General features: G+C 66.7%; 21 protein-coding genes. 9 read left to right on the top strand and 12 right to left on the bottom strand.

Features of this window, described 5'->3' with window-relative positions:
- Positions 1–32 precede the first annotated feature (32 nt).
- The 8 genes from EL337_RS08580 to prfB all read right to left on the bottom strand — a co-directional run bounded on the left by EL337_RS08580 (position 33) and on the right by prfB (position 7,975).
- A complete protein-coding gene (locus tag EL337_RS08580) occupies positions 33–2,348 on the bottom strand; it encodes a putative bifunctional diguanylate cyclase/phosphodiesterase (protein ID WP_048634260.1) in 2,316 nt (771 codons plus the stop codon).
- Positions 2,349–2,410: 62 nt separating this feature from the next.
- The gene (locus EL337_RS08575) at positions 2,411–3,217 is read right to left on the bottom strand and encodes an EamA family transporter (RefSeq protein WP_048634261.1); all 807 of its coding nucleotides are present in this window, start codon (positions 3,215–3,217) and stop codon (positions 2,411–2,413) included.
- A 41-nt stretch (positions 3,218–3,258) separates the two neighbouring features.
- Entirely contained in the window at positions 3,259–3,756 is a 498-nt protein-coding gene (smpB, locus tag EL337_RS08570; protein ID WP_048634262.1) for an SsrA-binding protein SmpB, read from the bottom strand.
- A 2-nt stretch (positions 3,757–3,758) separates the two neighbouring features.
- Positions 3,759–4,655, bottom strand: coding sequence for a permease-like cell division protein FtsX (gene ftsX, locus EL337_RS08565; protein WP_048634263.1), 897 nt, complete (start codon positions 4,653–4,655; stop codon positions 3,759–3,761).
- Positions 4,656–5,345, bottom strand: a complete 690-nt coding sequence (gene ftsE, locus EL337_RS08560) for a cell division ATP-binding protein FtsE (RefSeq protein WP_048634336.1) — start codon at positions 5,343–5,345, stop codon at positions 4,656–4,658.
- A gap of 44 nt (positions 5,346–5,389) precedes the next feature.
- Positions 5,390–5,899, bottom strand: coding sequence for an Rv3103c family proline-rich protein (locus EL337_RS08555; RefSeq protein ID WP_048634264.1), 510 nt, complete (start codon positions 5,897–5,899; stop codon positions 5,390–5,392).
- A complete protein-coding gene (locus EL337_RS08550) occupies positions 5,896–6,870 on the bottom strand; it encodes a mechanosensitive ion channel family protein (protein ID WP_048634265.1) in 975 nt (324 codons plus the stop codon). Before EL337_RS08550 ends, EL337_RS08555 begins: the two co-directional genes overlap by 4 nt.
- The gene (gene prfB / locus EL337_RS08545; protein WP_048634266.1) at positions 6,860–7,975 is read right to left on the bottom strand and encodes a peptide chain release factor 2; all 1,116 of its coding nucleotides are present in this window, start codon (positions 7,973–7,975) and stop codon (positions 6,860–6,862) included. The genes EL337_RS08550 and prfB overlap by 11 nt, the downstream gene beginning before the upstream one ends.
- 189 nt (positions 7,976–8,164) lie before the next feature.
- Between prfB and EL337_RS08540 the strand changes: the two genes are divergently transcribed.
- Positions 8,165–9,541 carry an FAD-dependent oxidoreductase gene (locus EL337_RS08540; RefSeq protein WP_048634267.1) on the top strand — a complete coding sequence of 459 codons (1,377 nt, stop codon included), beginning with the start codon at positions 8,165–8,167 and terminating at the stop codon, positions 9,539–9,541.
- A gap of 40 nt (positions 9,542–9,581) precedes the next feature.
- Here EL337_RS08540 and EL337_RS08535 read toward each other — a convergent pair whose 3' ends face one another.
- Positions 9,582–9,944, bottom strand: a complete 363-nt coding sequence (locus EL337_RS08535; RefSeq protein WP_048634268.1) for a hypothetical protein — start codon at positions 9,942–9,944, stop codon at positions 9,582–9,584.
- Between the two features lie 23 nt (positions 9,945–9,967).
- Here EL337_RS08535 and hisN point away from each other — a divergent pair, with 23 nt between their 5' ends.
- A complete protein-coding gene (gene hisN, locus EL337_RS08530; RefSeq protein WP_048634269.1) occupies positions 9,968–10,747 on the top strand; it encodes a histidinol-phosphatase in 780 nt (259 codons plus the stop codon).
- 17 nt (positions 10,748–10,764) lie between these two features.
- On the opposite strand, the gene EL337_RS08525 is transcribed toward hisN, so the two are convergent.
- A complete protein-coding gene (locus EL337_RS08525; protein WP_048634337.1) occupies positions 10,765–11,976 on the bottom strand; it encodes an alpha/beta hydrolase in 1,212 nt (403 codons plus the stop codon).
- Positions 11,977–12,237: 261 nt separating this feature from the next.
- On the opposite strand from EL337_RS08525, the gene EL337_RS08520 reads away from it, so the two are divergent.
- The 4 genes from EL337_RS08520 to EL337_RS08505 all read left to right on the top strand — a co-directional run bounded on the left by EL337_RS08520 (position 12,238) and on the right by EL337_RS08505 (position 18,689).
- A complete protein-coding gene (locus EL337_RS08520; RefSeq protein WP_048634270.1) occupies positions 12,238–13,629 on the top strand; it encodes an acyl-CoA dehydrogenase family protein in 1,392 nt (463 codons plus the stop codon).
- A 46-nt stretch (positions 13,630–13,675) separates the two neighbouring features.
- Positions 13,676–14,887, top strand: coding sequence for an acyl-CoA dehydrogenase family protein (locus EL337_RS08515; RefSeq protein WP_048634271.1), 1,212 nt, complete (start codon positions 13,676–13,678; stop codon positions 14,885–14,887).
- Positions 14,888–15,083: 196 nt separating this feature from the next.
- Complete coding sequence (locus tag EL337_RS08510) at positions 15,084–16,349, top strand: amidohydrolase (protein WP_232786880.1); 1,266 nt, start codon at positions 15,084–15,086, stop codon at positions 16,347–16,349.
- Between the two features lie 66 nt (positions 16,350–16,415).
- Positions 16,416–18,689 carry a molybdopterin-dependent oxidoreductase gene (locus EL337_RS08505; protein WP_048634272.1) on the top strand — a complete coding sequence of 758 codons (2,274 nt, stop codon included), beginning with the start codon at positions 16,416–16,418 and terminating at the stop codon, positions 18,687–18,689.
- On the opposite strand, the gene EL337_RS08500 is transcribed toward EL337_RS08505, so the two are convergent.
- Both EL337_RS08500 and EL337_RS08495 read right to left on the bottom strand, forming a co-directional pair.
- A complete protein-coding gene (locus EL337_RS08500; RefSeq protein ID WP_048634339.1) occupies positions 18,649–19,647 on the bottom strand; it encodes an MDR family oxidoreductase in 999 nt (332 codons plus the stop codon). The two genes, EL337_RS08505 and EL337_RS08500, sit on opposite strands and share 41 nt — an antisense overlap.
- A 69-nt stretch (positions 19,648–19,716) precedes the next feature.
- Positions 19,717–20,694, bottom strand: coding sequence for an esterase family protein (locus tag EL337_RS08495; RefSeq protein ID WP_048634273.1), 978 nt, complete (start codon positions 20,692–20,694; stop codon positions 19,717–19,719).
- A 392-nt stretch (positions 20,695–21,086) separates the two neighbouring features.
- Here EL337_RS08495 and EL337_RS08490 point away from each other — a divergent pair, with 392 nt between their 5' ends.
- The 3 genes from EL337_RS08490 to EL337_RS08480 are packed head-to-tail and all read left to right on the top strand — an operon-like array spanning position 21,087 to position 23,267.
- Positions 21,087–21,650 carry a TetR/AcrR family transcriptional regulator gene (locus EL337_RS08490; protein WP_048634274.1) on the top strand — a complete coding sequence of 188 codons (564 nt, stop codon included), beginning with the start codon at positions 21,087–21,089 and terminating at the stop codon, positions 21,648–21,650.
- Between the two features lie 42 nt (positions 21,651–21,692).
- Positions 21,693–22,865 (top strand): acyl-CoA dehydrogenase family protein, encoded by a 1,173-nt coding sequence (locus tag EL337_RS08485; RefSeq protein WP_048634275.1) that lies wholly within the window; start codon positions 21,693–21,695, stop codon positions 22,863–22,865.
- Positions 22,866–22,880: 15 nt separating this feature from the next.
- Positions 22,881–23,267 carry a nitroreductase/quinone reductase family protein gene (locus EL337_RS08480; RefSeq protein ID WP_083443210.1) on the top strand — a complete coding sequence of 129 codons (387 nt, stop codon included), beginning with the start codon at positions 22,881–22,883 and terminating at the stop codon, positions 23,265–23,267.
- The last annotated feature ends 1 nt before the right edge of the window (position 23,268 follow it).

Raw genomic sequence — 23,268 nt, 5'->3', positions numbered from 1 at the left:
TACCGGTTCATTCAACATCGACCAGCGATTATTTAGTCCGCCTGGGTCAGATCGCCCGGCACCGCAGGCGACAGATCGGGGCCTGCATCGCCGGTCATCGCCACCGGCGTGGAGTACAGCTCGGCGATCGGCACCGGACGCGCGAACCGGTGCCCCTGGGCCAGCCGCCCACCGGCGCGGTACACGGTGTCGGCTTGCGCATCCGACTCGATGCCCTCGGCGATCACGTCCATGCCGAGCGCGCCGCACAATCCGATGACCGATCGGTACAACGCCAGATCCCGTGCCGGATCTCCGCCGGAGGCCAGGCTGCGGTCGAGCTTGACGATGTGCACCGGCAGGCAGTGCAGATAGGTCAGGGAATTGAATCCGGCGCCGAAGTCGTCCAGCGCGATCTTCACACCGACGTCGCTCAATCGGCGGATCTGCGCTGCCGCCCGATCGAGGTCGACGATCGGCACCGTCTCGGTGATCTCCAGCACGAGGCGCCCGCGGGGAATCCGGTGTCGGCTCATGACCTGGTGCACTTCTCGCTCGAAGCCTGGGTTCCCGAGGCGCGCCGCGCCGATGTTGACGTGGATGTCGAGGTCGAGCCCCGCCGTACGGACTTCCCGGCACGCCAGATTCATCACCAGTGAATCGAACACGGCGCCGAGCCCGGCCGCTTCGGTGACGGCGACGAACGTCTCCGGCGAGATGTCGATGCCATTGGGCGCGGTCCACCGGGCCAGCGCTTCGACGGCGACCGGAGTGCCCTCCGGCAACCGCACCACCAATTGATAGACAAGCCGAAAGCCGGGCGGGACTTCACCGTCGGCGTTGCGCAGCATCGTCGGGAAGTCGACCGTCACCCCGGACGACGGCTGGTAGACCACGGCGGTGTTCTTGCCCATCCGTTTGCCGGCGTACATGGAGATGTCCGCCTGTCTCAGCAAGTCGTCCGACGTCTGCGAGTCGGTGTCGGGCCTGACCAGGCCCATGCTTGCCCGGACCCGCACCGACGAACCGTGTACCGGGAACGGGTCGCGCAGCGCTATCCGAAGGCGTTCGGCGACGGTGTCGAGCTGCTCGCCATCGCCGTTGATCAAGATCGCGAATTCGTCGCCGCCGACACGGGCCAGGGTGTCGGTCCCGTTCACACAGCGCCTGAGGCGCTCCCCCACCGCCCGCAGCAACTCGTCGCCCGCCGCATGCCCGAATCGGTCGTTGACCTCTTTGAAGTCGTCGAGATCGACGAAAATGAGCACGAAGTTGCCGTGTCTCATGGCCTCGTCCAGCCGCTGGGAGAACAGGATGCGGTTCGGTAGTCCCGTCAGCGCGTCATGGTGCACCTGGTAGGCCAGCCCCCGCTGCGCCCAGTACAGGCGTTGGGTCAACAGGTTCTGCGCCCGCGTCGTCAGCACCTGGCGGGTGGTGACCAGCAGGACCAGCAGGATCGTCAGATACACCACGAACGGGCTGAGCGGCTTGCCGACCCACAGGACGTGGTACCCGAACAGCACCGCGATCCCGAGAAATCCGACGTAGGGCAGCACCAGCTGGACCCAGTTGATGTCGCGATCTGTTGTCGTATCGTTCGGCCCGCCATGTTCGAGCATCGCGAACGCGATGATCATGGGTCCGACGATCAGCCCGATACCGGCCCACAGATCTCCGCCCTCGACGCCGACAGACCGGAAGTAGGCGACCAGTCGGTCCGACGCGGCCATCGTGACGAGCCCGGTGGCCAGCAGCAGATAATTCCTGCGATACGGACGGTCCGGCGCGTAGATCATCGCGATCACGACGGCGGCGGCCACCAGCATCAGTTCCGCCACCGCGAAGACGACCTCGACGGCCGGGATCCCCGACCTCGGCAGGGACGCCGTGGAGCCGGCACCGAAGCCGCCCATCGCCGCGAGGATCAGAAAAGAGATGCCGGCGATCACCCCGTCGAAGACGTTGGTGATGTGGGGATCGCGGGCGGACGGTTCCCGTGGTCCGGTGACACCGCCGCTGGAACGGACGAGCAGGATCACCGAGCTCAGGGCCAGGACGGGCAGTACGAAGTACGCAGCGCGCGCCGGTGTCGACACCGTCTCCGACGATCCCGTGTACCAGGCGAACTGACCGAACGCCCATGCCACCAGCGCTCCCACGTAGAGCACTCGCCACCAGCGAGCCAGGCCTGTGACCTGCCACGCCACGACCACGCCGCAGATGGCCGCGCCCAGTCCCGCGACGATCTGAAGGACCAGTTCGCCGAAGCGCGCCGCCTCGTCACCCCAGAGGGACAGCGCGTTCAGGACCGCGAGTGACGGGACACCCACAGTGATGACCAGACGAAGTCGCGAGCGGTTGGATGCCACACGCCTCCCTCCCCCTGCGCCCGGTCCCCCACCGAAAAATGGCGCTTATTGGACGACGGTAGCTAATTTGCGGCGATCATCGCGACAGAACCGAGGGTCAAGACCATTCCGAGGGCCTGCCAGCGGGTCACCCGCTCGCGGAGCACAGTGATCGCCAGTACGACGGTCGCGGCCGGGTAAAGCGCGATCAGCACCCCCGCCAGGGATAACAACGACGACTGCAACGCCAGCAGGGTGGCGACGTTGGCGATCGTGTCGAGTACTCCGGCCACGGCGGCCAGCCGCAGCGATACCCCACGTTCGAGTACCAGGTTGGCGGTCAGCAGGGCAGCCACCAGCACGATCGTGGTTGCCGCGATTCTGGCGAACACCAAGGGCCACAGTTTGGCCTCGGGGGGAACCTGGTGCAGCAAAACGAAGTTCATCCCGAACGCGACTCCCGAACCGACGGTCAGCAACGCCACCTTGACGGTGAATCGGTGCCGTCGGACGTCCTCGTCGCCATCGCTGGCTTCCCGGCTGACCAACACCACCGCGACCAGCGCGAGCACGACCCCGATACCGGCGAGGGTGCTGGGCCGTTCCCCCAGCACGAGCCCCGCCAGTACCGGGATGCCGGCAACCAGAACTGCGGTCAACGGCGACACCACCGAGATCGGGCCCGAGCCCAGCGCCGCGTAGAACCACCACACGCCGAATGCCTGGGCGACCCCCGACAGCAGTCCCCACCACACGGCCGGGGCGCTGATCTGGCCACCGACCGGGACGGCCAGGAGCGTGAGAAGCAGCAGGGCCAGCGGATACGAGACGATCACTACGCGCAGCGCGGCCACCCGACGCGACGCGATGCCGCCGACGAAATCGCTGATGCCGTAGCCCAGCGCGGCGAGGAGCGCGCTGAGGACGCCCGTCAGGAGGACATGCCCTTGACCCGGCGGCCCAGCTCGCGCGTCACCTCGCGTTCGGCATCCCGGCGTGCCATGTCCTGCCGCTTGTCGTGCGCCTGCTTACCGCGGGCCAGCGCCAACTCCACCTTGACCTTGCCGCCGGTGAAGTACAGCGACAACGGCACCAGGGTCAGGTTGCCGTCGCGGATCTTGCCGACCAGGTTGTCGATCTCGGTGCGGTGCAACAACAGCTTGCGGTTGCGTCGCGGCGCATGGTTGGTCCAGGTGCCGTGGTGATATTCGGGGATGTGGAGGTTGCGCAGCCAGATCTCGCCGTCGTCGACGGTGGCGAATGCGTCGGCCAGCGAGGCTGTCCCATCACGCAGGCTCTTCACCTCGGTGCCCATCAACGCGACACCGGCCTCGAAGGTCTCCAAGATCGAATAATTGTGCCGCGCCTTGCGATTGGTCGCGACAACCTGATTGTTGCTGTCTTTGGGCCCCTTGGCCTTCTTGGCCACCGCTACCTTCGTACGTAGAGCCGCAGCGTCACGTAGGACGTGATGCCGGACATGGCCAGGCCGAGGAACAACATCCACGGCGCGCAATAGAAGATGACGTCCCAGAAGTCGACCTGCGCGATCAGGTTTGCTTGGTAGAACTGGTCGAGCGCATCCTCGAGGAACAACGCCCGCACCAGGATCAGTCCCAGGATCGACAGCACCACACCGATGAACGCGGCCAGCATGGCCTCCACCAGGAACGGCAACTGCGTGTACCAGCGCGTGGCGCCCACCAGGCGCATGATGCCGATCTCGGTTCTTCGGGTGTAGGCCGCGACTTGGACCATGTTGGCGATCAACAACACCGCGCCGATCGCCTGCACCAGCGCCACCGCGAAGGCCACGCTGCTGATGCCGTCGAGGACCGCGAAAAGCCGATCTATCAAGTCTTTCTGATTGAGCACTCTGAGTACGCCGGGCTGACCCACCATCGCCTCGTCGAAACTCTGGTGCTGTTCGGGGTCGTCGAGTTTGACCACGAACGACGCCGGGAACGCATCTCTGCCCGCGACGTCCTTGTACTGCGGGAACTTCCGGATCGCGTCGTCGTAGGCCTCGTCGCGGTTGAGGAACCGCACGGAGCGGACGTCGTCGCGGTCCTCGATCGTCTGACGCAGCCCCTTGCAGGGCTCGGCGTCGCACGTCGGGTCGTTGGCCGACACGTCATTGGTGAGGAAGACCTGGCTCTCCACCCGGTCCAGATAGATGGCGCGCGACTGGTCGGCCAGTCGCATCACCAACAGTCCGCCGCCGAACAATCCGATCGAGATCGCGGTCGTGAGGATCATCGCGACCGTCATGGTCACATTGCGGCGAAGCCCGGTGAGGACCTCGTTGACGAGAAAGCCGAAGCGCACTTAGCGATCCATTCCGTAGACGCCGCGCTGTTCATCACGAATCAGACGGCCGAGTTCGAGTTCGACGACGCGCTGTCGCATCGAGTCGACGATGTGGTGGTCGTGGGTTGCCATCACCACCGTCGTGCCCGTGCGATTGATGCGCTCGAGCAGATCCATGATGTCCTTGCTGGTGTCCGGGTCCAGGTTGCCGGTGGGCTCATCGGCCAACAGCACCAGCGGCCGGTTCACAAAGGCGCGGGCGATCGCGACACGCTGCTGCTCGCCACCGGACAGCTCGGCCGGCAGCCGGTTGGCCTTGCCCGAGAGGCCCACCATCTCCAGCACGTCGGGCACCACACGATTGATGGTGTCGGCGCGCTTGCCGATCACCTCCAGGGCGAACGCGACGTTCTCGAACACCGTCTTCTGCTGAAGCAGGCGGAAATCCTGGAAGACGCACCCGAGAACCTGCCGTAGGCCCGGGATGTGGCGGCCGGACAGCTTGTTGACGTGGAACTTCGAGACCCGGATATCGCCTGACGACGGATTCTCCTCCGCCAGCAGCAGCCTCATGAACGTGGACTTGCCCGACCCGGACGGCCCGATGAGGAAGACGAACTCACCCTTGTCGATCTTGACCGAGACATTGTCGAGCGCCGGACGGGCCGACGACTTGTACTGCTTGGACACTCGGTCGAGGGTGATCATCACGGCACGCCAGTGTAGCGGGACGCGCTGCGGTTACCCCCGCACTAGGGCAGTGGCGGTGTCGACGTCGGCGTCGGGGCCGCCGGAACGGCCGTGGTGGACGGCACGGTCGGAGGCTCCTGCGTGAACGTCTCGGGGCCGAGTGGACCCGGACCGTCGGGGTCGATCACCGTCGTCGACGGGGTGGTGGGCAGTCCCGGCTCGCCGGGAGTGGTGGTGGTCGGCTCGCCCGGTGAGGTCGTGGTTGGCGGCGTGGTTGTGGTGGTTGTCATGGTGGTGGTTGTGCGCGTCGTCGTGAACTCGGGTTCCCGTGGCCTCACGTTGGTCCGCGGTACCCACGTGTAGTTGGGGTCGGGGACGAACCCTGGCGGGACCACCTGCTGCGCCGGATCCAGCGTGGCGGCCGGCGGGGCGGGCTCGTAGTTCTGGTTCACCCAGAAGAGTGCGATGAACGCCAGGATCAGTCCGGCCGTGGACGTGCGGATGCGGCCACCCAGGATGTACGTCGGCCAGCGGCGCTGATTGTCCCCGCTCGGACGGAACGTGAGCTTCATTTGTCCGACTCCGGGCCCTGGGTCTCCTTCTCAGCGCCTCCTGCGGTGGCAGGGTGCACGATGGCGCCGACGGTGGGCGCCGGCTCACCCGGAGCGACGATGCCCGATCTGCGCAGCGCCCGGATGACGAGGATGCGGAGCCGGCGGCCGACCTCGAACTGCTTTCCCGGCAGTGTTCGAGCCACCATGCGCATGTTCACGGTGTCGAGTTCGATGCTTTCCACTCCCATCAACTGCGGCGCATCGAGAAGGAGGTCGTGCAGCTGCGGGTCGTCGATCGCCTTCTGCGCCAGGTCGTGCAGCACGTCGTTGACGATATTGAGGTCGGCCGACGTGGGCACCGGAATGTCGATGACGGCCCTGGCCCAATCCTTGGACAGGTTGACGGTCTTGACGATCTGGCCGTTGGGGATGGTGAACATCTCCCCCTCGGCCGACCGTAGTTTCGTGACGCGCAGCGTGACGTCCTCGACGGTGCCTTCCGCCGGCGCGGCTATGCCGGAGACGGTGAGGGCGACGAGGTCGCCGAATCCATACTGTTTTTCGGTGATGATGAAGAATCCGGACAGCAGGTCCTGCACCAGCCGCTGCGCACCGAAACCGAGCGCAGCACCTATCACGGCCGCCGGCGCCACCAGGGATCCGATGGGGATGGCGAGGATGTCGGTGATCTGGACGGCCACCATGACGAACAGCAGCGCCACCGACACCCAGGAGATGACCGAGGCCACGGCCTGGCGGTGTTTGGCGCTCTCCGAGCGCACCAGCTGATCGCTCTCCTGATATTCGGCGTCGATGCGGCGGGTGATGCGCTGCGCTGTCCAGTTGATGAACCGGGCGGCCAAGAGGCCGCCGATGAGCAATAGCGCGATGCGCACGCCCCGGTCGAGAATCCAGACGCCGATGTCACCGCCCCAGAAACTGTGCCAGTGCGAGGCGAGGTCGAGCGCGAGTGGGGTGCTAGTCGTCATCTTTGCGGTTGCGCCACCGGATGCCGGCTTCCAGGAAGCCGTCGATGTCGCCGTCCAGCACCGCTGCTGGATTGCCGACCTCGAACTCGGTGCGCAGATCCTTCACCATCTGGTAGGGATGCAGCACATAGGAACGCATCTGATTGCCCCATGAGCTGCCGCCGTCGCCCTTGAGGGCATCCATCTCGGCGCGTTCTTCTAATCGTTTGCGCTCCAACAGTTTCGCCTGGAGCACGCGCATCGCGGACACCTTGTTCTGCAGCTGCGACTTCTCGTTCTGGCAGGTGACGACGATACCGGTCGGGATGTGGGTGAGCCGGACCGCGGAGTCGGTGGTGTTCACCGACTGGCCGCCGGGTCCGCTCGACCGGTAGACGTCGACGCGGACGTCGCCCTCGGGGATCTCGATGTGATCCGTGGTTTCGGTGACGGGCAGCACCTCGACGTCGGCGAACGACGTCTGTCGCCGATTCTGATTGTCGAAGGGGCTGATGCGCACCAGTCGGTGTGTGCCCTGTTCGACCGAGAGATTCCCGTATGCGTACGGGGCGTGTACGGCGAAGGTCGCGCTCTTGATGCCGGCCTCCTCCGCGTAGGAGGTGTCGAACACTTCCACGCCGTAGTTGTGTTGCTCGGCCCAGCGGATGTACATGCGCATCAGCATCTCGGCCCAGTCGGCGGCGTCCACGCCGCCCGCGCCGGACCGAATGGTGACCAGCGCCTCCCGTTCGTCGTACTCACCCGAGAGCAGGGTGCGGACCTCCATGGCCTCGATGTCCTCGCGCAGCTTGGTCAGCTCCGCGTCGGCCTCGGCGGTGGCGTTGTCGGCGTCGACGCCTTCTTCTTCGGACGCCATCTCGTAGAGCACCGGCAGGTCCTCGAGGCGTCCGCGCAGCTCTTCGACACGCCGCAGTTCGCCCTGCGCGTGCGACAGCTCGCTGGTGACCTTCTGGGCCCGGGACTGGTCGTCCCACAGGTTCGGATCGGAGGCATCTTGTTCGAGTTGTTCGATGCGTCCGCGAAGCCCGTCGACGTCGATGACACGCTCCACAGTGGTCAGCGTGGCGTCGAGGGCGGCGATGTCGGCTTGGCGGTCGGGATCCACGGGAGTTCAGGGTACTCACCCCGCAACCTGCGGTGGTTGTCACTCGTCGTGCCACGGTCATTTCCGCCGCGGCGGCACAGAATCACGTCGATGCCGTCCCTCTCGATCTAGCATCGGGGTCGGAACCTCGTCCGGTCGCGTCGCGACAGCCCCTTGCGTGTGGCCGGGCGGCGACAGAAGGCAGCGCACATGCCCCCTTTGCGTCCCTACTACGTGGCGATCGTCGGCTCCGGCCCGTCCGGATTCTTTGCCGCGGCGTCCCTTTTGAAGTCCGGCGGGTCCGGCGAGGGCCGCGACGTTCGCGTCGACATGCTGGAGATGCTCCCCACCCCGTTCGGTCTGGTGCGGTCCGGCGTCGCGCCGGACCATCCGAAGATCAAGTCGATCAGCGCGCAGTTCGACAAGATCGCACAGGATCCGCGGTTCCGATTCTTCGGCAACCTCGTCATCGGCGAGCATGTGCACCCGGCCGAGTTGGCCGAGCGCTACGACGCCGTCGTATACGCCATCGGTGCGCAGTCCGACCGGTCGCTGGGCATTCCCGGCGAGGAGCTGCCGGGCAGCGTCGCCGCCGTCGACTTCGTCGGCTGGTACAACGCGCACCCTCACTTCAAGGAGATGGCGCCCGACGTGTCGAGCGGTCGTGCCGTGGTGATCGGCAACGGCAACGTGGCGATCGACGTGGCACGCATCCTGGTCAGCGATCCGGACGCGCTCGCCGAAACCGACATCGCCGACCACGCGCTGGAGTCGCTGCACGCCCGCGGCGTGGAGGAGGTGCTGGTGATCGGCAGGCGCGGTCCCCTGCAGGCGCCGTTCACCACACTCGAACTGCGCGAGCTGGGTGACCTGGAGGGACTCGGCGACGTCGACGTCGTGGTCGATCCCGCCGACTTCGCCGACATCACCGACGACGATCTTGAGGCCGCGGGAAAAACCGTGCGCAACAACATCAAGGTGCTGCGCAAGTACGCCGACACGACACCGCGCGGAGCGAAGCGGCGCATCGTGTTCCGGTTCCGGACCTCGCCCGTGGAAATCAAGGGCAACGGCAAGGTCGAGTCGATCGTGTTGGGTCGCAACGAGTTGATCAGCGGCGCCGACGGACGGGTGACGGCCAAGGACACCGGCGAGCGCGAGGAGGTGCCCGCCCAGCTGGTGGTGCGTGCCGTCGGCTATCGCGGGCTCCCGACCCCCGGCCTCCCGTTCGACGACCGTTCAGGCACCATTCCGCACGTCGCCGGAAAGGTCGAGGGCAGTCGCAACGAATACGTCGTCGGCTGGATCAAACGCGGGCCCACCGGTGTGATCGGCAGCAACAAGAGCGACTCCCAGGACACCGTGGACACCCTGTTGGCGGATCTGGCCACCGCTGAGCTCGCCGAGTTCGGCGACGATCACGTTGAGTCGGTGGAGCGCTGGATGCTGGAGCGGCAACCCAAGCTCGTCACCAACGAGCACTGGAAGCTGATCGACGAACACGAGCGCACGACCGGTGAAGGGTCAGGCCGGCCGCGGGTGAAGTTGACGAGTGTGGCGGAGCTGTTGCGGATCGGGCACGGCTGACGACGAGCCTGCGAGGAGTCGGCCCATCAGGCACGGCTGACTAGTTGTAGGGCTGCTGGTCCGGAGGCGGTTGCACCGGTTCGGGACGTGATCCGAACGCCCACTTCTCCGGGTTCTTCGGCGAATACATGACGTCGTGCAGCTGGCCCATGGCCGGCCAGTCGTTCACGTCCACCGCGAGGCGGGTGTACACGGTGTACTCGTTGAGGGTCGGACCGTTGATCACTCCGGTGATCGTGACGAACTGCTCTCCGCTGACACCGTCCGGACGCGGGCTCACCCCGGTGATCAGCAGCCTTCCCTGCATCCAGTCGGTGCCGGCGCCCCGTCGTCGCATCATGCGCGGACCCACGATGAGCACGAGCGCGCCGACGAGCAGGAGGATGATTGCGAATTCGACCACACCGACATGGTAGGACGGCTCCTATGAGCACCCTGGTAGACGACGTGAACCTTGCGCTGCAGCTGGCCGACGAAGCCGATGCACTGACCATGCAACGCTTCGGTGCGGGCGACCTGCGCGTCGAGACGAAGCCGGACATGACCCCGGCCACCGACGCTGACCTGAACGCCGAAAAGTTGTTGCGCGCGCGGCTGGCCGAGCAGCGGCCCGACGATCCGGTGTTCGGCGAGGAGTTCGGCGGCAGCAAGGAGCTCGGCGGGCGACAGTGGGTGCTCGACCCCATCGACGGCACCAAGAATTTCGTCCGAGGGGTCCCGGTGTGGTCGACGTTGATCGCGCTCCTGATCGACGGCGTGCCCGTCGTCGGGGTGGTGAGCGCACCGGCGCTGGGCCGACGCTGGTGGGCCGGCGACGGTCTGGGCGCGTTCACGTCCTTCGGCGGGGCGACGCGCCAGATCTCGGTATCGGGTGTCAGCGAGCTCAGTGCGGCAAGCCTGTCGTTCTCGGATCTGACCACCGGGTGGGAGGGTGGCGCGTCGAAGTTCCTCGACCTCACCGACGCGGTGTGGCGGGTGCGCGGCTACGGGGACTTCTGGTCCTACTGCCTGGTCGCCGAGGGCGCGGTCGACATCGCCGTCGAGCCGGAAGTCAAGCTCTGGGATCTGGCGCCGCTGGACATCCTGGTGCGCGAGGCAGGCGGCCGGTTCACCGACCTGACGGGCCGGCCCGGCCCGCACGGCGGCAGCGCCGCAGCCACCAACGGATTGCTCCACGACGCCGTGCTGGCTGCCCTCGGCGACTGAACAGCCGGGCGTCGGGGCTATCCGACCGCGTCCACCGGTGCGTGCGGGCGGGAGCGGTGAACATGGGCGAGGAACAGGCCGATGGCGTGCACCGCGGCGCTCGTCCTCGTGCCGTCGGTGAGGTCGAATCCGTGGCCGGTCCCTGGCAGTTCGACGTAGCCGACCGGATTCTGTGAGACGGCGCGAAGCCGCTCGACGAACGTCCGCGCCTCCCGGACCGGAATGAGGACGTCGCTGTCACCGTGGAGCACGAGGAACGGCGGCGCCTCGCTGTTCACCCGCGCGATCGGCGAGGCGTCGCGGAACAGATCCGGATGACGCGACTGCCGGCGTTTGACAACGGCACGCTCCAGGAAGTCCATGAAGCGGGCGCGGTCGGGGGTCGCGCGATCCTCCCAGTCGTACAACCCGTAGACGCTGACGACCGCGTCCACCGAGGTGTCCGCCGATGCCGGCAGCCGTGACTGCCATTGGGGGTCGTTGGGACTCAGGCCGGCAAGGGTCGCCATATGCCCGCCGGCCGAGCATCCGGCCACGGCGACGAATCCAGGATCGCCCCCGTAGTGGTGGGCATGAGCCCTTGCCCACGCGATCGCAGCCTTGACGTCGATGATCTGCCGCGGCCAGCGATGCTTGGGACTGGTCCGATACTGCACGGACAGGCAGACCCAGCCCAGTTCGGCGAGGTGAGCCATCAATTCGTGGCCTTGCAGCGCCCGGCTGCCGAAGATCCACGCGCCGCCGGGGATGAAGACCAGCACCGGCGCCGGTCCGGTCAGATCCGGCCGACGCCAGACGTCGAGCAGCTGTCCCGGTTCGTCGCCGTACGGCACCGAGGCGCGGTACACCGCGCGGCGGCGCCGGGACGCGTTGCGCCAGGGCGCACCGGAATCGCCGGCGGGCCACGGTTGCCCGAGCCCGTCGGCGGCGACCACGTCCTTCATGCCGGCGGTCATCACCTCGCCCAGATCGCGTAACTGTGTGCGCCGGTGCATTGCCGCTGCGGGGCCGACGCGGCTTTTCGCCGATGTCATGAAGTCGGGTAGGTAGCGGAGGCCGTACAGACCCAGGGTCGCGATACCGGCCATCGGTTCGAGATGGCGGCCGATCACCGGGAGGCCGGCGGTGACGGCTCCCGCGGCCACCAGGTAGTCATCGAGACGCGCCTGAGCGATCCACCGCGCGTGGGCGCGCACCCGTCGCGTTGCCTGCCTGCACCCCGGCGCCATGTCCACGTCGGCAGCATAAGTCCGCTGCGTCGGCTGCAAACTGAATTTAGACGATCTGTCACACTTCAATGTCCTTGTCACACATCGGCTCCCCTCAACTGTGCCATTCCTCACTGGCGGGTGCAGCTAAGATGACCGGAGCTGCCGCTTTGTGACGTGCCTTACAAAGGCACCGAACTTACCGACGAGTCAGTTGGGATACCTTACTCTGGAGTCAGTTGTGGCGGATCGGCACGTCTGAGCGTCAGTGAGGAAGCAAAGATGACGAACACCCTCCCCTCCAAGCGGACCGGCAAGGAAAGCGCGGTCGGGTTGCAGAAACGCAATCGCACGGCGATCGACGTCGGGATGGCGCTGCTGACCCCGCTGATGGGCCAGGAGTTCCTGGACAAATACAATCTGCGTGACCCACTGAACCGCGGCATCAAATACGGCGTGAAGCACGGGTTCTCCGCTGCCGGCGCCGCGACGCGTCAGTTCAAACGCATCCAGGGAATCGGCAAGCCGGCGACGCGGCTCGCGAGCCAGACCAAGGGCTCGGATTACTTCGACCTCACCCCCGACGACGACCAGAAGATGATCGTCCAGACAGTCGAGGAATTCGCCGAGGAGATCCTGCGGCCCGCGGCCCATGATGCCGACGACGCCGCCACCTATCCGCCGGACCTGATCGCAAAGGCCGCCGAACTCGGCATCACCGCGATCAACATCCCCGAGGACTTCGACGGCATCGCCGAGCACCGCAGCACCGTCACCAACGCACTCGTCGCCGAGGCGCTGGCCTACGGGGACATGGGCCTCGCGCTGCCGATCCTGGCCCCTGGCGGCGTCGCTTCTGCCCTCACCCACTGGGGAAGTGCCGACCAGCAGGCCACCTACCTCAAAGAGTTCGCCGGCGAGAACGTTCCGCAAGCCTGCGTGGCGATCGCCGAACCCCATCCGTTGTTCGACCCGACCGCACTCAAGACCACTGCCGTGCGTACCCCCAGCGGGTATCGGCTCGACGGGGTCAAGTCCCTGGTGCCTGCGGCCGCCGATGCCGAGATCTTCATCGTCGCCGCCCAGCTCAACGGCAAGCCCGCGTTGTTCATCGTCGAGGCGGACACCCAGGGCCTGACCGTCACCGCCGACCCGAGCATGGGCATCCGGGCCGCGGCGCTCGGCCGGGTCGAGCTGAACCAGGTGACTGTGCCACTGGGGGCGCGGCTGGGCGAACAGGAGGTGTCAGCCGCCGATGCCGCACAGAACTACAGCGAAGCGATCGCGCTCTCGCGGCTCGGCTGGGCGGCGCTCGCCGTCGGCACCTCGCACGCGGTCCTCGACTATGTCGTCCCCTACGTCAAGGAGCGCGAGGCGTTCGGCGAACCGATCGCCCGCAGACAGTCGGTCGCCTTCATGTGCGCCAACATCGCCATCGAACTCGACGGCCTGCGGCTGATCACCTGGCGCGGAGCGGCCCGTGCCGAGCAGGGTCTGTCGTTCGCGCGCGAGGCGGCACTGGCCAAGAGGCTCGGCACCGACAAGGGCATGCAGATCGGCCTCGACGGTGTCCAGCTGCTGGGCGGCCACGGCTTCACCAAGGAACACCCGGTCGAGCGCTGGTACCGCGATCTGCGGGCCATCGGCGTGGCCGAAGGTGTCGTTGTCCTATAACCGCAGCGTTCTTCACCCGCCGCGTTCTCTAGAAGGGATTCAGACCATGGCGATCAACCTGGAACTGCCGAAGAAGCTGCAGGCGGTCATCGAGAAGGGCCACCAGGGCGCGGCCGAGATACTCCGTCCGATCTCGCGCAAGTATGACGTGAAGGAACACGCCTACCCTGTCGAGCTGGACACGGTCGCGACGCTGTTCGAAGGCATCTCCGAGGCCAAGACCATCTCGTTCGCGGGCGCAGAGGCTTTCCGTGACGGTGAGGACGGGCCGAAGGGAAACATCAACGGCGGCAACATGTCCGCCGTACTGAACATCATCGAGGTGAGTTGGGGCGACGTCGCGCTGGTGCTGTCGATCCCCTTCCAGGGATTGGGCAATGCGGCCATCTCCGGGGTTGCGACAGACGAGCAGCTGGAGCGTCTCGGCAAGGTGTGGGCGGCGATGGCGATCACCGAACCGGATTTCGGTTCCGACTCGGCAGCGGTGTCGACCACCGCCAAGCTCGACGGCGACGAGTACGTGATCAACGGCGAGAAGATCTATGTCACGGCCGGTTCGCGCGCCACCCACATCGTGGTGTGGGCGACCCTGGACAAGTCGAAGGGCCGCGCGGCCATCAAGTCCTTCATCGTGCCGCGGGAGCACCCGGGAGTCACCGTCGAACGCCTTGAGCACAAGCTCGGCATCAAGGCTTCCGATACCGCGGCCATCCGTTTCGACAACGTCCGGATCCCGAAGGAAAATCTGCTGGGAAGCCCGGATGTGAACGTCGAGAAGGGTTTTGCCGGGGTCATGGAGACCTTCGACAACACCAGGCCCGTCGTGGCCGGTATGGCCGTGGGCATCGCGCGCGCCGCGCTGGAGGAGCTTCGCAAGATCCTCACCAACGCCGGCATCGAGATCTCCTACGACAAACCGGCCCATGCCCAGAGCGCCGCGGCTGCGGAATTCCTGCGGATGGAGGCCGACTGGGAATCCGGCTACCTGTTGACGCTGCGGTCGGCGTGGCAGGCCGACAACAAGATCCCGAACTCCAAGGAAGCGTCGATGGGTAAGGCCAAGGCCGCACGCGTCGCCAGCGACATCACGCTCAAGACGGTGGAGCTGGCCGGCACCGCAGGCTATTCCGAGAACGCGCTGCTGGAGAAGTGGGCTCGCGACTCCAAGATCCTCGACATCTTCGAGGGCACCCAGCAGATTCAGCAGTTGGTGGTCGCCCGCCGTCTACTGGGCCTGTCCTCCGCCGAATTGAAATGAGCGCCAACACGTTCTGCTGAGCTGCCCCTCGCGGCACCGACGGGGCGGGGGCCGTGCCGACGTTTCTGTCGACACGGAGCAATACGCCCCGCGACCCAGTCCGACGGTGGACAATAGCCTGAGCACGCAGACGTTGGCATTCACAACCGGCCTGTGACGCCTCGACGGTCACTCGCCTGATGCATGACGTGGCGGCGTGCGACAGGGGGTACTCGTGGCGGCGATCGGCGACATCGCGATCGACCCGGCGCTCGTGAGCCTCTACAAAGACCTTCACCAGCATCCGGAACTGGGCTTCCAGGAGTACCGCACCGTCGACATCGTGACCGCGCGGCTGCGATCGCTCGGATTTGAGGTCATCACCGGCATCGGAACAACGGGCGTAGTCGGTGTGCTGAGGAACGGCGTGGGTCCGACAGCGCTGCTCCGGGCGGACATGGACGCCCTTCCCATCCGGGAGGACACCGGCCTCGACTACGCCAGCACGGTAACCGTGACCGACGAGCACGGCGCCACGGTGCCCGTCGCGCACGCGTGCGGCCACGACCTGCACACGACATGCCTGTTAGGTGCGGCACAGAGCCTCGCCGCCGACAGATCCGGCTGGTCGGGCACCGCCGTGCTCGTGTTTCAGCCTGCCGAGGAACTCGGCGCGGGCGCACAAGCGATGGTGGATGACGGCGTGTTCGACAGAGTGCCGACACCGGATGTCATTCTCGGCCAGCACGTTGCGCCACTGCCAGCCGGCAAGATCGCAGGACATCCCGGCCCGGCGTACGCAGGGTCTGATTCCTTGCGCGTGCGGTTGGTGGGCAGAGGCGCGCACGGCTCGATGCCGGAGGCCTCGGTTGATCCCATCGTGTTGGCGGCCGCGACGATTCTGCGTTTACAGACCGTCATATCCCGAGAGATTCCGAGTACCGCCACAGCTGTACTCACAGTCGGATCGATCCACGCCGGGGACGCCGCGAATGTGATTCCCGGCCACGCCGAGATTCAGCTGAACATCCGCAGCTACGACACCGCCGTGCGCCGCCGGATCCTCGAGAGCGTCGAGCGCATCGTGTTCGGAGAAGCGGCTACCGCCGGGGCACCCCAGGAGCCGACGATCACCCAGACCGAGCACTTTCCCGTCGTGACCAACGACCCGGAGGCTCTGGGCAAGAGCCTGGAAACCTTCGCGGCGTGGCTGGGGGACGACAACGTTCTCGATCCGGGGGCGGGCGCCGGCAGCGAGGATGTCGGCGTCTTCGCCACGAGCTGCGACGCCCCGCTATCGTACTGGCTGCTCGGCGGCGCAGACCCGTCTCACTTCAGCCGGGGCGATATGACGGATCCGGCACTGCTCTCGGTCCCGTCCAATCATTCGCCTCGCTATGCCCCCGTAATAAATCCGACACTGGCCCTCGGGGTCCGGGCATTGGTGGCTGCGGCTCAGGCCTGGCTACCGCCGAGCCGCTGACCCGCCGCTCCGGCCGCCTTACCGAATATGGTCTGGCGCCAAGGTATTACTTGCTACGGTGCGCCCGTGGAGCATCGCATCACCTGTCCGCTGTGTGAGGCGATGTGTGGCCTTCGGGTCACTGTCGAAGACGGCGTCGCCTCGTCCGTGCGGGGCAACGCCGACGACGTCTGGTCACGCGGGCACCTGTGCCCCAAAGGCGCGTCGTTGCAGCAGATCCACCACGACCCCGACCGCCTCCGCATGCCGCTCGTGCGCAACCGCTCGGGTGAGCACGTCCCGGTGTCGTGGGATGACGCGTTCGCCGAGGCCGAACGAGTGCTGCGGCCCGTCATCGACACGTACGGCGCTTGTGCGGTGACTGTGTACCTCGGCAACCCCGTCGCACATAATCTCGGTCTGGAAACCTACGTCGGTGCGCTGGTCGGCATGGGCGGAGCGGCCGGTATGCCGGCCTACTACACGCCGGGCACCGTCGACCAATGGCCGCTCAACGTGGTCGGCGCGTTGTTGTTCGGCGGAATGTGGAACGCGCCCGTTCCCGACCTCGATCGCACCGATCACCTGATGATGTTGGGGGCCAACCCTTCTGCCTCGCAGGGTTCGATGCTGTCAGCACCCGACATCATGGGCAGGCTCGCCGCAATCCGCGCGCGTGGCGGCAGCGTGGTGGTCGTCGACCCACGGCGGACTCAGACAGCGGCACGCGCCACCGAGTGGGTACCGGTCCGGCCGGGCACCGACGCGCTGCTGCTCTTTGCGATCCTGCACACGCTCGCCGAGACCGGCGAGCTCCGTCGCCCGGCCCATCTGGCCGGCTTGGTCGACGGACTCGACGACGTCGTCGCCATGGCGGCACAGTTCGCGCCCGAGCACGTTGCGGCGGCCACCGGCGTCGACGCGCCGACGATCCGGCGGCTGGCCGCCGACCTGGCGAACGCCGACCGACCGGTGGTGTACAGCCGAATCGGCACGTGCACACAGGAGTTCGGCACCTTGGCCACCTGGCTGGTGTTCGTGCTCAATGTGGCGCTGGGCAGCATCGACCGCCCGGGTGGCGCGCTGTTCCCCGAAGCCGCGGTGTGGTCGCCGATGTTCATGAAGCCGCCGGACCAGAATGGCCCCGGATGGCAGTTCGGACGCTTTCGCAGCCGCGTACGCGGGGCGGCCGAGGTGCTCGGTCAGTTCCCGGTCAGCTGCCTGGCCGAGGAGATCGACACTCCGGGCGACGGTCAGATCCGCGGGCTCATCACCGTGGCCGGCAACCCGGTGATCTCCGCGCCGGGGGCCGGTCGGTTGAACGCCGCGCTGGCGGGGCTGGATGCGATGATCTCCGTCGACAACTGGCTCAACGAGACCAGTCGCCACGCCGACGTCATCCTGCCTGGCCTCTCTCCACTGGAGCGTCCCCACTGCGACGACCTGTACTGGATGTATTCCCTTGCGGCGTGCGTGAAATGGTCCGATCCGGCCATTCCCCCACAGGCCGATCGGCCCGAGGAGTGGGAGATCATGCTGCGCCTGGCCGGCGCCCTGGTCGGCACGCCCATCCCGGACGTCGACCTGCGTGCGATGGACGACCTGTACACCCAGGGCATCATCTACACCGCGTGCCAGGCCGCCGACACCCCTCTGTTCGGGCGGGATCCTGCCGAGGTCTTCGCGGTCCTCAAAGGTGTTGGACCCGAACGGATGATCGATCTCGGCATTCGCGTAGGACCATGGGGCGACGACCTCGGTCGCCGGCCTGGCGGGCTGACACTGGATGAGGTGCGGCGTCACCCCGACGGGCTGCGACTCGGCGAGTTGGAGGGCGGACGCCTGGCGGACGTGCTGACGACGCCGTCGCGCCGGATCGAGCTGATCCACCCCATTCTCACCGACGACATCCCTAGGCTGGCCGACCGACTGGACCGCACCGACGACGACCTGCTGCTCACCAGCCGGCGCCATCTACGGTCCAACAATTCCTGGCTGCACAACGTATCCGGCCTGATGCGAGGCAAAGACCGGTGCACGCTGCTCATCCATCCGGCCGACGCCGCACGACACGCTGTGGCGGACGGCGAACTCGTCGAGGTTTCCACGACGGAGGGCGCGGTCGAGGTGGTGGCTGAAGTGACCGACGAGATGATGCCCGGTGTGTTGTCGCTGCCCCACGGCTGGGGGCACGGCGTCGACGGTACCCGTATGGACATCGCGAACGCCCATCCCGGCGTCAACGCCAACGTTCTCAATCCCGGTGCCATGATTGATGTTCCGAGCAACACCCAGGTGGTCAACGGGGTGCCGTGCCGGATCAGAACCCGTCGTGCACCGCTACCAACGTCCGTCCTGTGACCCCGCCGCCGATGATCGTGCCCAGCACGTCGGCAACCTCCCGAACCGGCACCTCCCGGGTGATCCGAGCCAGGTGACGCGGTAGCAGTTCGGATTCGATCTGAGTCCAGATCTCACGCCGAGGTCCGATGGGCAGCAGCACCGAGTCGATACCGACCAGCGTCACGCCCCGCAGGATGAAGGGCATCACGGTAGCGGGCAGATCCGTCGATCCTGCGAGACCGGAGATCGCGGCCACGCCGCCGTATTTCAGCGTGCTCAGCGCATAGGCAAGCGTCGTACCTCCGACGCAGTCGACCGCGGCGGCCCAGTGCGCCTTTCCGAGGGCACGCACCTTCTCCTCGGGGCCCGGCACCCGGTCGATCACGTCGGCCGCACCCAGCTCGCGCAGCAGGTCGTGTGCATCGGTCTTGCCGGTCGAGGCGACCACCTCGTACCCCAGCCCGGCGAGCAGGTCGACGCTGATGCTGCCCACACCACCGGTGGCTCCGGTGACGAGCACCGGCCCGTCATCCGGCGTGATGCCGTGGGCGCGTAGCGCGTTGACGCTCATGGCGGCGGTGAAGCCGGCGGTGCCCACCGCGGCCGCGTCAGAGGTGCTCAGTGCGGCCAGCTTGACCACGTAGTCGGCCGGGTAGCGAGCGACCTCGGCGTATCCGCCGTGTCGGCCGGTGCCGATGTCCTGCCCGTGCGCGACCACTCTGTCACCGACGGCGAAGTCCGGCGAGCTACTCGCGGTCACCGTGCCTGCGACGTCGATACCGGGGATCAACGGATACGACCGGGCGACGCCGCCTTTCGGGCTGACGGCCAGGGCGTCTTTGTAGTTGACGCTGGAGTATTCGACGTGGATCTCGACGTCTCCCTCGGGAAGGAAGGATTCGTCGACCACCTCGTGGCGCAGGACGATCCCGGCCTCGGCGTCCTCGTGCGCCACCATCGCGTTGATTTGCGTCATGACGGCCACAGTAGCCGCGAACGACGAAGCCCCCGACCGTGACCGGCCGGGGGCTTCGTTCGTCAGCTGTTACACGAGAAGGTGCGCCTGCAGGTCCGGCTTCATCGCCTGCAGTTCACGACCCCAGTACGCCCAGTTGTGCGTGCCGTTGTTCGGGAAGTTGAACACGCCGTTGTTGCCACCGGCAGCGATGTAGTTGTCCTGGAACGTCCGGTTGGTCCGGATCGTCAGACCTTCGAGGAACGTTGCGGGCAGGTCGCCGCCACCGAGCTCGTTGGGCTGGCCGTTACCGCAGTACACCCAGATCCGGCTGTTGTTGGCCACGAGGTTCGGAATCTGCACCATCGGGTCGTTGTACTTCCAGGCCGGGTCGGTCTCGGCCGGTCCCCACATGTCGTTGGCCTTGTAGCCGCCGGCGTCACCCATCGAGATGTTGATCAGCCCGGGCCACCAGCCTTCGGACGGGTTCAGGAAGCCCGACATCGAGCCGGCGTAGGTGAACTGACCGGGGTGATGCGCAGCGAGCACGAGAGAGGAGCCACCGGCCATCGAGAGCCCGACTGCGGCGTTGTTGGTGGACCGCACCTCACGGTTGGCCTGCAGCCAGCCCGGAAGTTCCTGGGTCAGGAAGGTCTCCCAGTTGTAGGTCTGGCAGCCGTTCTTACCGCACGCGGGCTTGTACCAGTTCGAGTAGAAGCTGGACTGACCGCCGACCGGCATGACAACCGAGATGCCCGAGTCGAGGTACCACTCGAACGCCTGGGTGTTGATGTCCCAGCCGTTGAAGTCGTCCTGGGCGCGGAGGCCGTCCAAGAGGTACAGAGCGGGCGAGTTGGGTCCGCCGCTCTGGAACTGCACCTTGATGTCGCGCCCCATCGACGGAGACGGCACCATCAGGTACTCGACCGGCAGCCCCGGCCGGGAGAACGCTCCGGCGGTCGCCGCCTGTCCGGTGAGTCCAACGACGCCGGGCAGCAGCAACGCGGTGATGGCGGCCATGCCGAGTCGGCGTGCCCACGGCCCGCGAATCCTGTCAACAAGTCTCATACGGTCAATCCATCCATCTTCCAGTACCGCCTGGCGCGGCTTGTCCTGCGGATTCTCGGGCGGACTGAGGTGCCACAGACACCACGGCGATGATTTCACCGTGCTGTCTCACCACTCCGAATCTGCCATTCTGGCGACGGAGTGGGCCGAGAAAAGTTCAGTTGTAGCGGTTGCAGTAAAGCATGCGGTCACGATGTGAGAAAGCCCGGCCACGCCGAAGGGGCCGTCTTCCTGCGGCAAAGCGATTTTGACGGCATCGACAAAGTGCCGTACGAAGTGGGTGAAAGTGCTGGCACTCCGTCGGCATACCGACCGAACCGAATTGCAGATCAACACCAGTGACGTCGAAATGACGTCGGCCTCCCTATCGGCAATTCAGTAGGCTCCGGCGGATGGCGAGCAGCCGCGCAGGTGCAAGCAGGCTGTCGGCCGACGATTGGATCCAGGCCGGCTACGCGATTGTGGCCGACGGCGGCATCGAAACGCTCAAGATCGACCGGTTGTGCTCGCGGCTGGGTGTCACCAAGGGCAGTTTCTACTGGCATTTCACGGACATGGCCGCCTACCGCGCCGCCCTCGTCGATTCCTGGGCAGAGCTGCGGGACGGCGATCGCCGTCATTTCCGCGAACTCGGGCAGCTCCCTCCCCGAGAGCGGCTGGCGCAGATGATGTCCTCGCTGCTCGGAGAGCGCCAGTGGACCCTTGAGCGCGCGATGCGGGAGTGGGCGCGCACTGATCCGGCCGTCGCGGCAAGCGTGCGCGTCGCCGACCAGCGTGTCCTGGCCGCGGTTCGTCAGGCGTTCGTCGACGCCGGCTTCGACGCCGAGAACGCCGAGATGCGCGCGAACGCGACGTTCGCGGCCGGCATTGGCTTCCTTCATCTCGCCGACGCGCCGCCGGGGCCGCGCCTGAGCGCCCAGCGCGAGCAGTTCCTCGAACTCATGCTCTCCGACTGAGGTCCCCGCTTCCATACCAAAAGGTATGGTACGTTCGCGCCCATGCGCACCTCCGGGGCCGGCGTCATCACGTCCGCGTATGTCGATCTGCTGTCCGAGCGCGCCGCCGAGGCCGAACGGCTGCGCCGACTGCCCGCCGCGACGCTCGCAGACCCCGCCACCGCGGAGTTCATCGAGCTGCTCGTGCCGGCCAGATACGGCGGGCAACAGGCACCGTTTCCCGAGATCCTGGCGCCAGTGCGTCGCATGGCGCACGGATGCGCGTCCAGCGCGTGGACGATCGGGTTCTACGCCCTCCACAACTGGATGCTCGCGCTGTTCAGCGAGCAAGCGCAGGAGGAGGCCTTCGCGAGCCGCCCGTTTCTCGCCCCGGCACCGCTGGCTCCGACCGGGATCGGCGTCGCCTGCGAGGGCGGCATTCGCGTCAGCGGCCGATGGTCGTGGGCCACGGGCGTGATGGACGGCAACTGGATCATCGTCGGCGCATTGCTCCAGCGGGTCGCCGATGATCCCACCGGGGTCACTCCGGTGCTGGCGCTGCTGCCGATCGCGGACGTGTGCATCGAGGACGTCTGGCACACCGACGGGATGCGCGGCACCGGATCGAACGACGTCGTCATCGATGACGTGTTCGTCCCGGCGCACCGGCTGGTTTCTGTCGCCGACATCTACACAGGGACAGCTCCGGGTGCAGCCGTCCACGCTGCCGATACCTACCGCTGGCCGATGGTGCCTGCGCTCGCGCTACTGGCGGCGATGCCTGCTCTCGGCAGCGCCGAACGTGCGGCTGACATCTACCGAGAGCGGCTGTCGCAGCGCTTCCTGGCATATGAAGGCGTGATGCAGAAGGACAAGCCGGTGGCGTCGGTCCATCTCGGGCAGGCCGGCGTGCGCCTGAGGGCACTGCGGGGCCTGCTGGCTGACACCGTGGACGAGATCGAGGATTTGATCGCCACGGGCGATCCCGTCCCTCGCACCGTGCGGGCGCAGGCGCGGCTCGCGGCGGCGCACATCGTCCATCAGTCTCGCGCGGTGATCGCCGACCTCGCGGGAGCCTCGGGTGCCAGCGCACACTTTCTCAACCAGCCGCTGCAGCGCATCAAACGCGACGTCGACGTCATCGCCGGCCACGTGGCTTTCGACTACGACACGAGCCGCGAACTCGCCGGCGCCCTGACAATAGGAATGACGATCCCCCGCACCGCGATGGTGTGAGCTACGGAGGTTCTGGTGGCCGACACAGTCCGCGACAGGGTCACCAAGACCTTTCAGAGGTACGTGAACACCGTGATGCGCCGCGTTCCGTTCCAGACCTTGCTGGAGACGACGGGGCGCACATCCGGTGAGCCACGCACGACCCCGCTGGGTGGCCGCCGGATCGGCGACCAGTTCTGGTTCGTCTCCGAGTTCGGCGACAAGTCCCAGTACATCCGCAACATTCAGGCGGACCCGAGCGTGCGGGTGCGGCTGAAAGGCCGCTGGCACCGCGGCACGGCCCACCTGCTGCCCGACGACGACGCGCGGGCGCGGATGCGCTCGCTTCCGGCTCTCAACAACGTCGGTGTCCGCACGTTCGGGACGAACCTGCTCACCGTGCGGGTCGATCTCATCGACTGAG

Source organism: Mycolicibacterium aurum (genome assembly GCF_900637195.1).
Classification (GTDB): Bacteria; Actinomycetota; Actinomycetes; order Mycobacteriales; family Mycobacteriaceae; genus Mycobacterium; species Mycobacterium aurum.
Note: the sequence above shows the minus strand (reverse complement) of the source record. Positions and strands in the feature narration are given on the sequence as shown.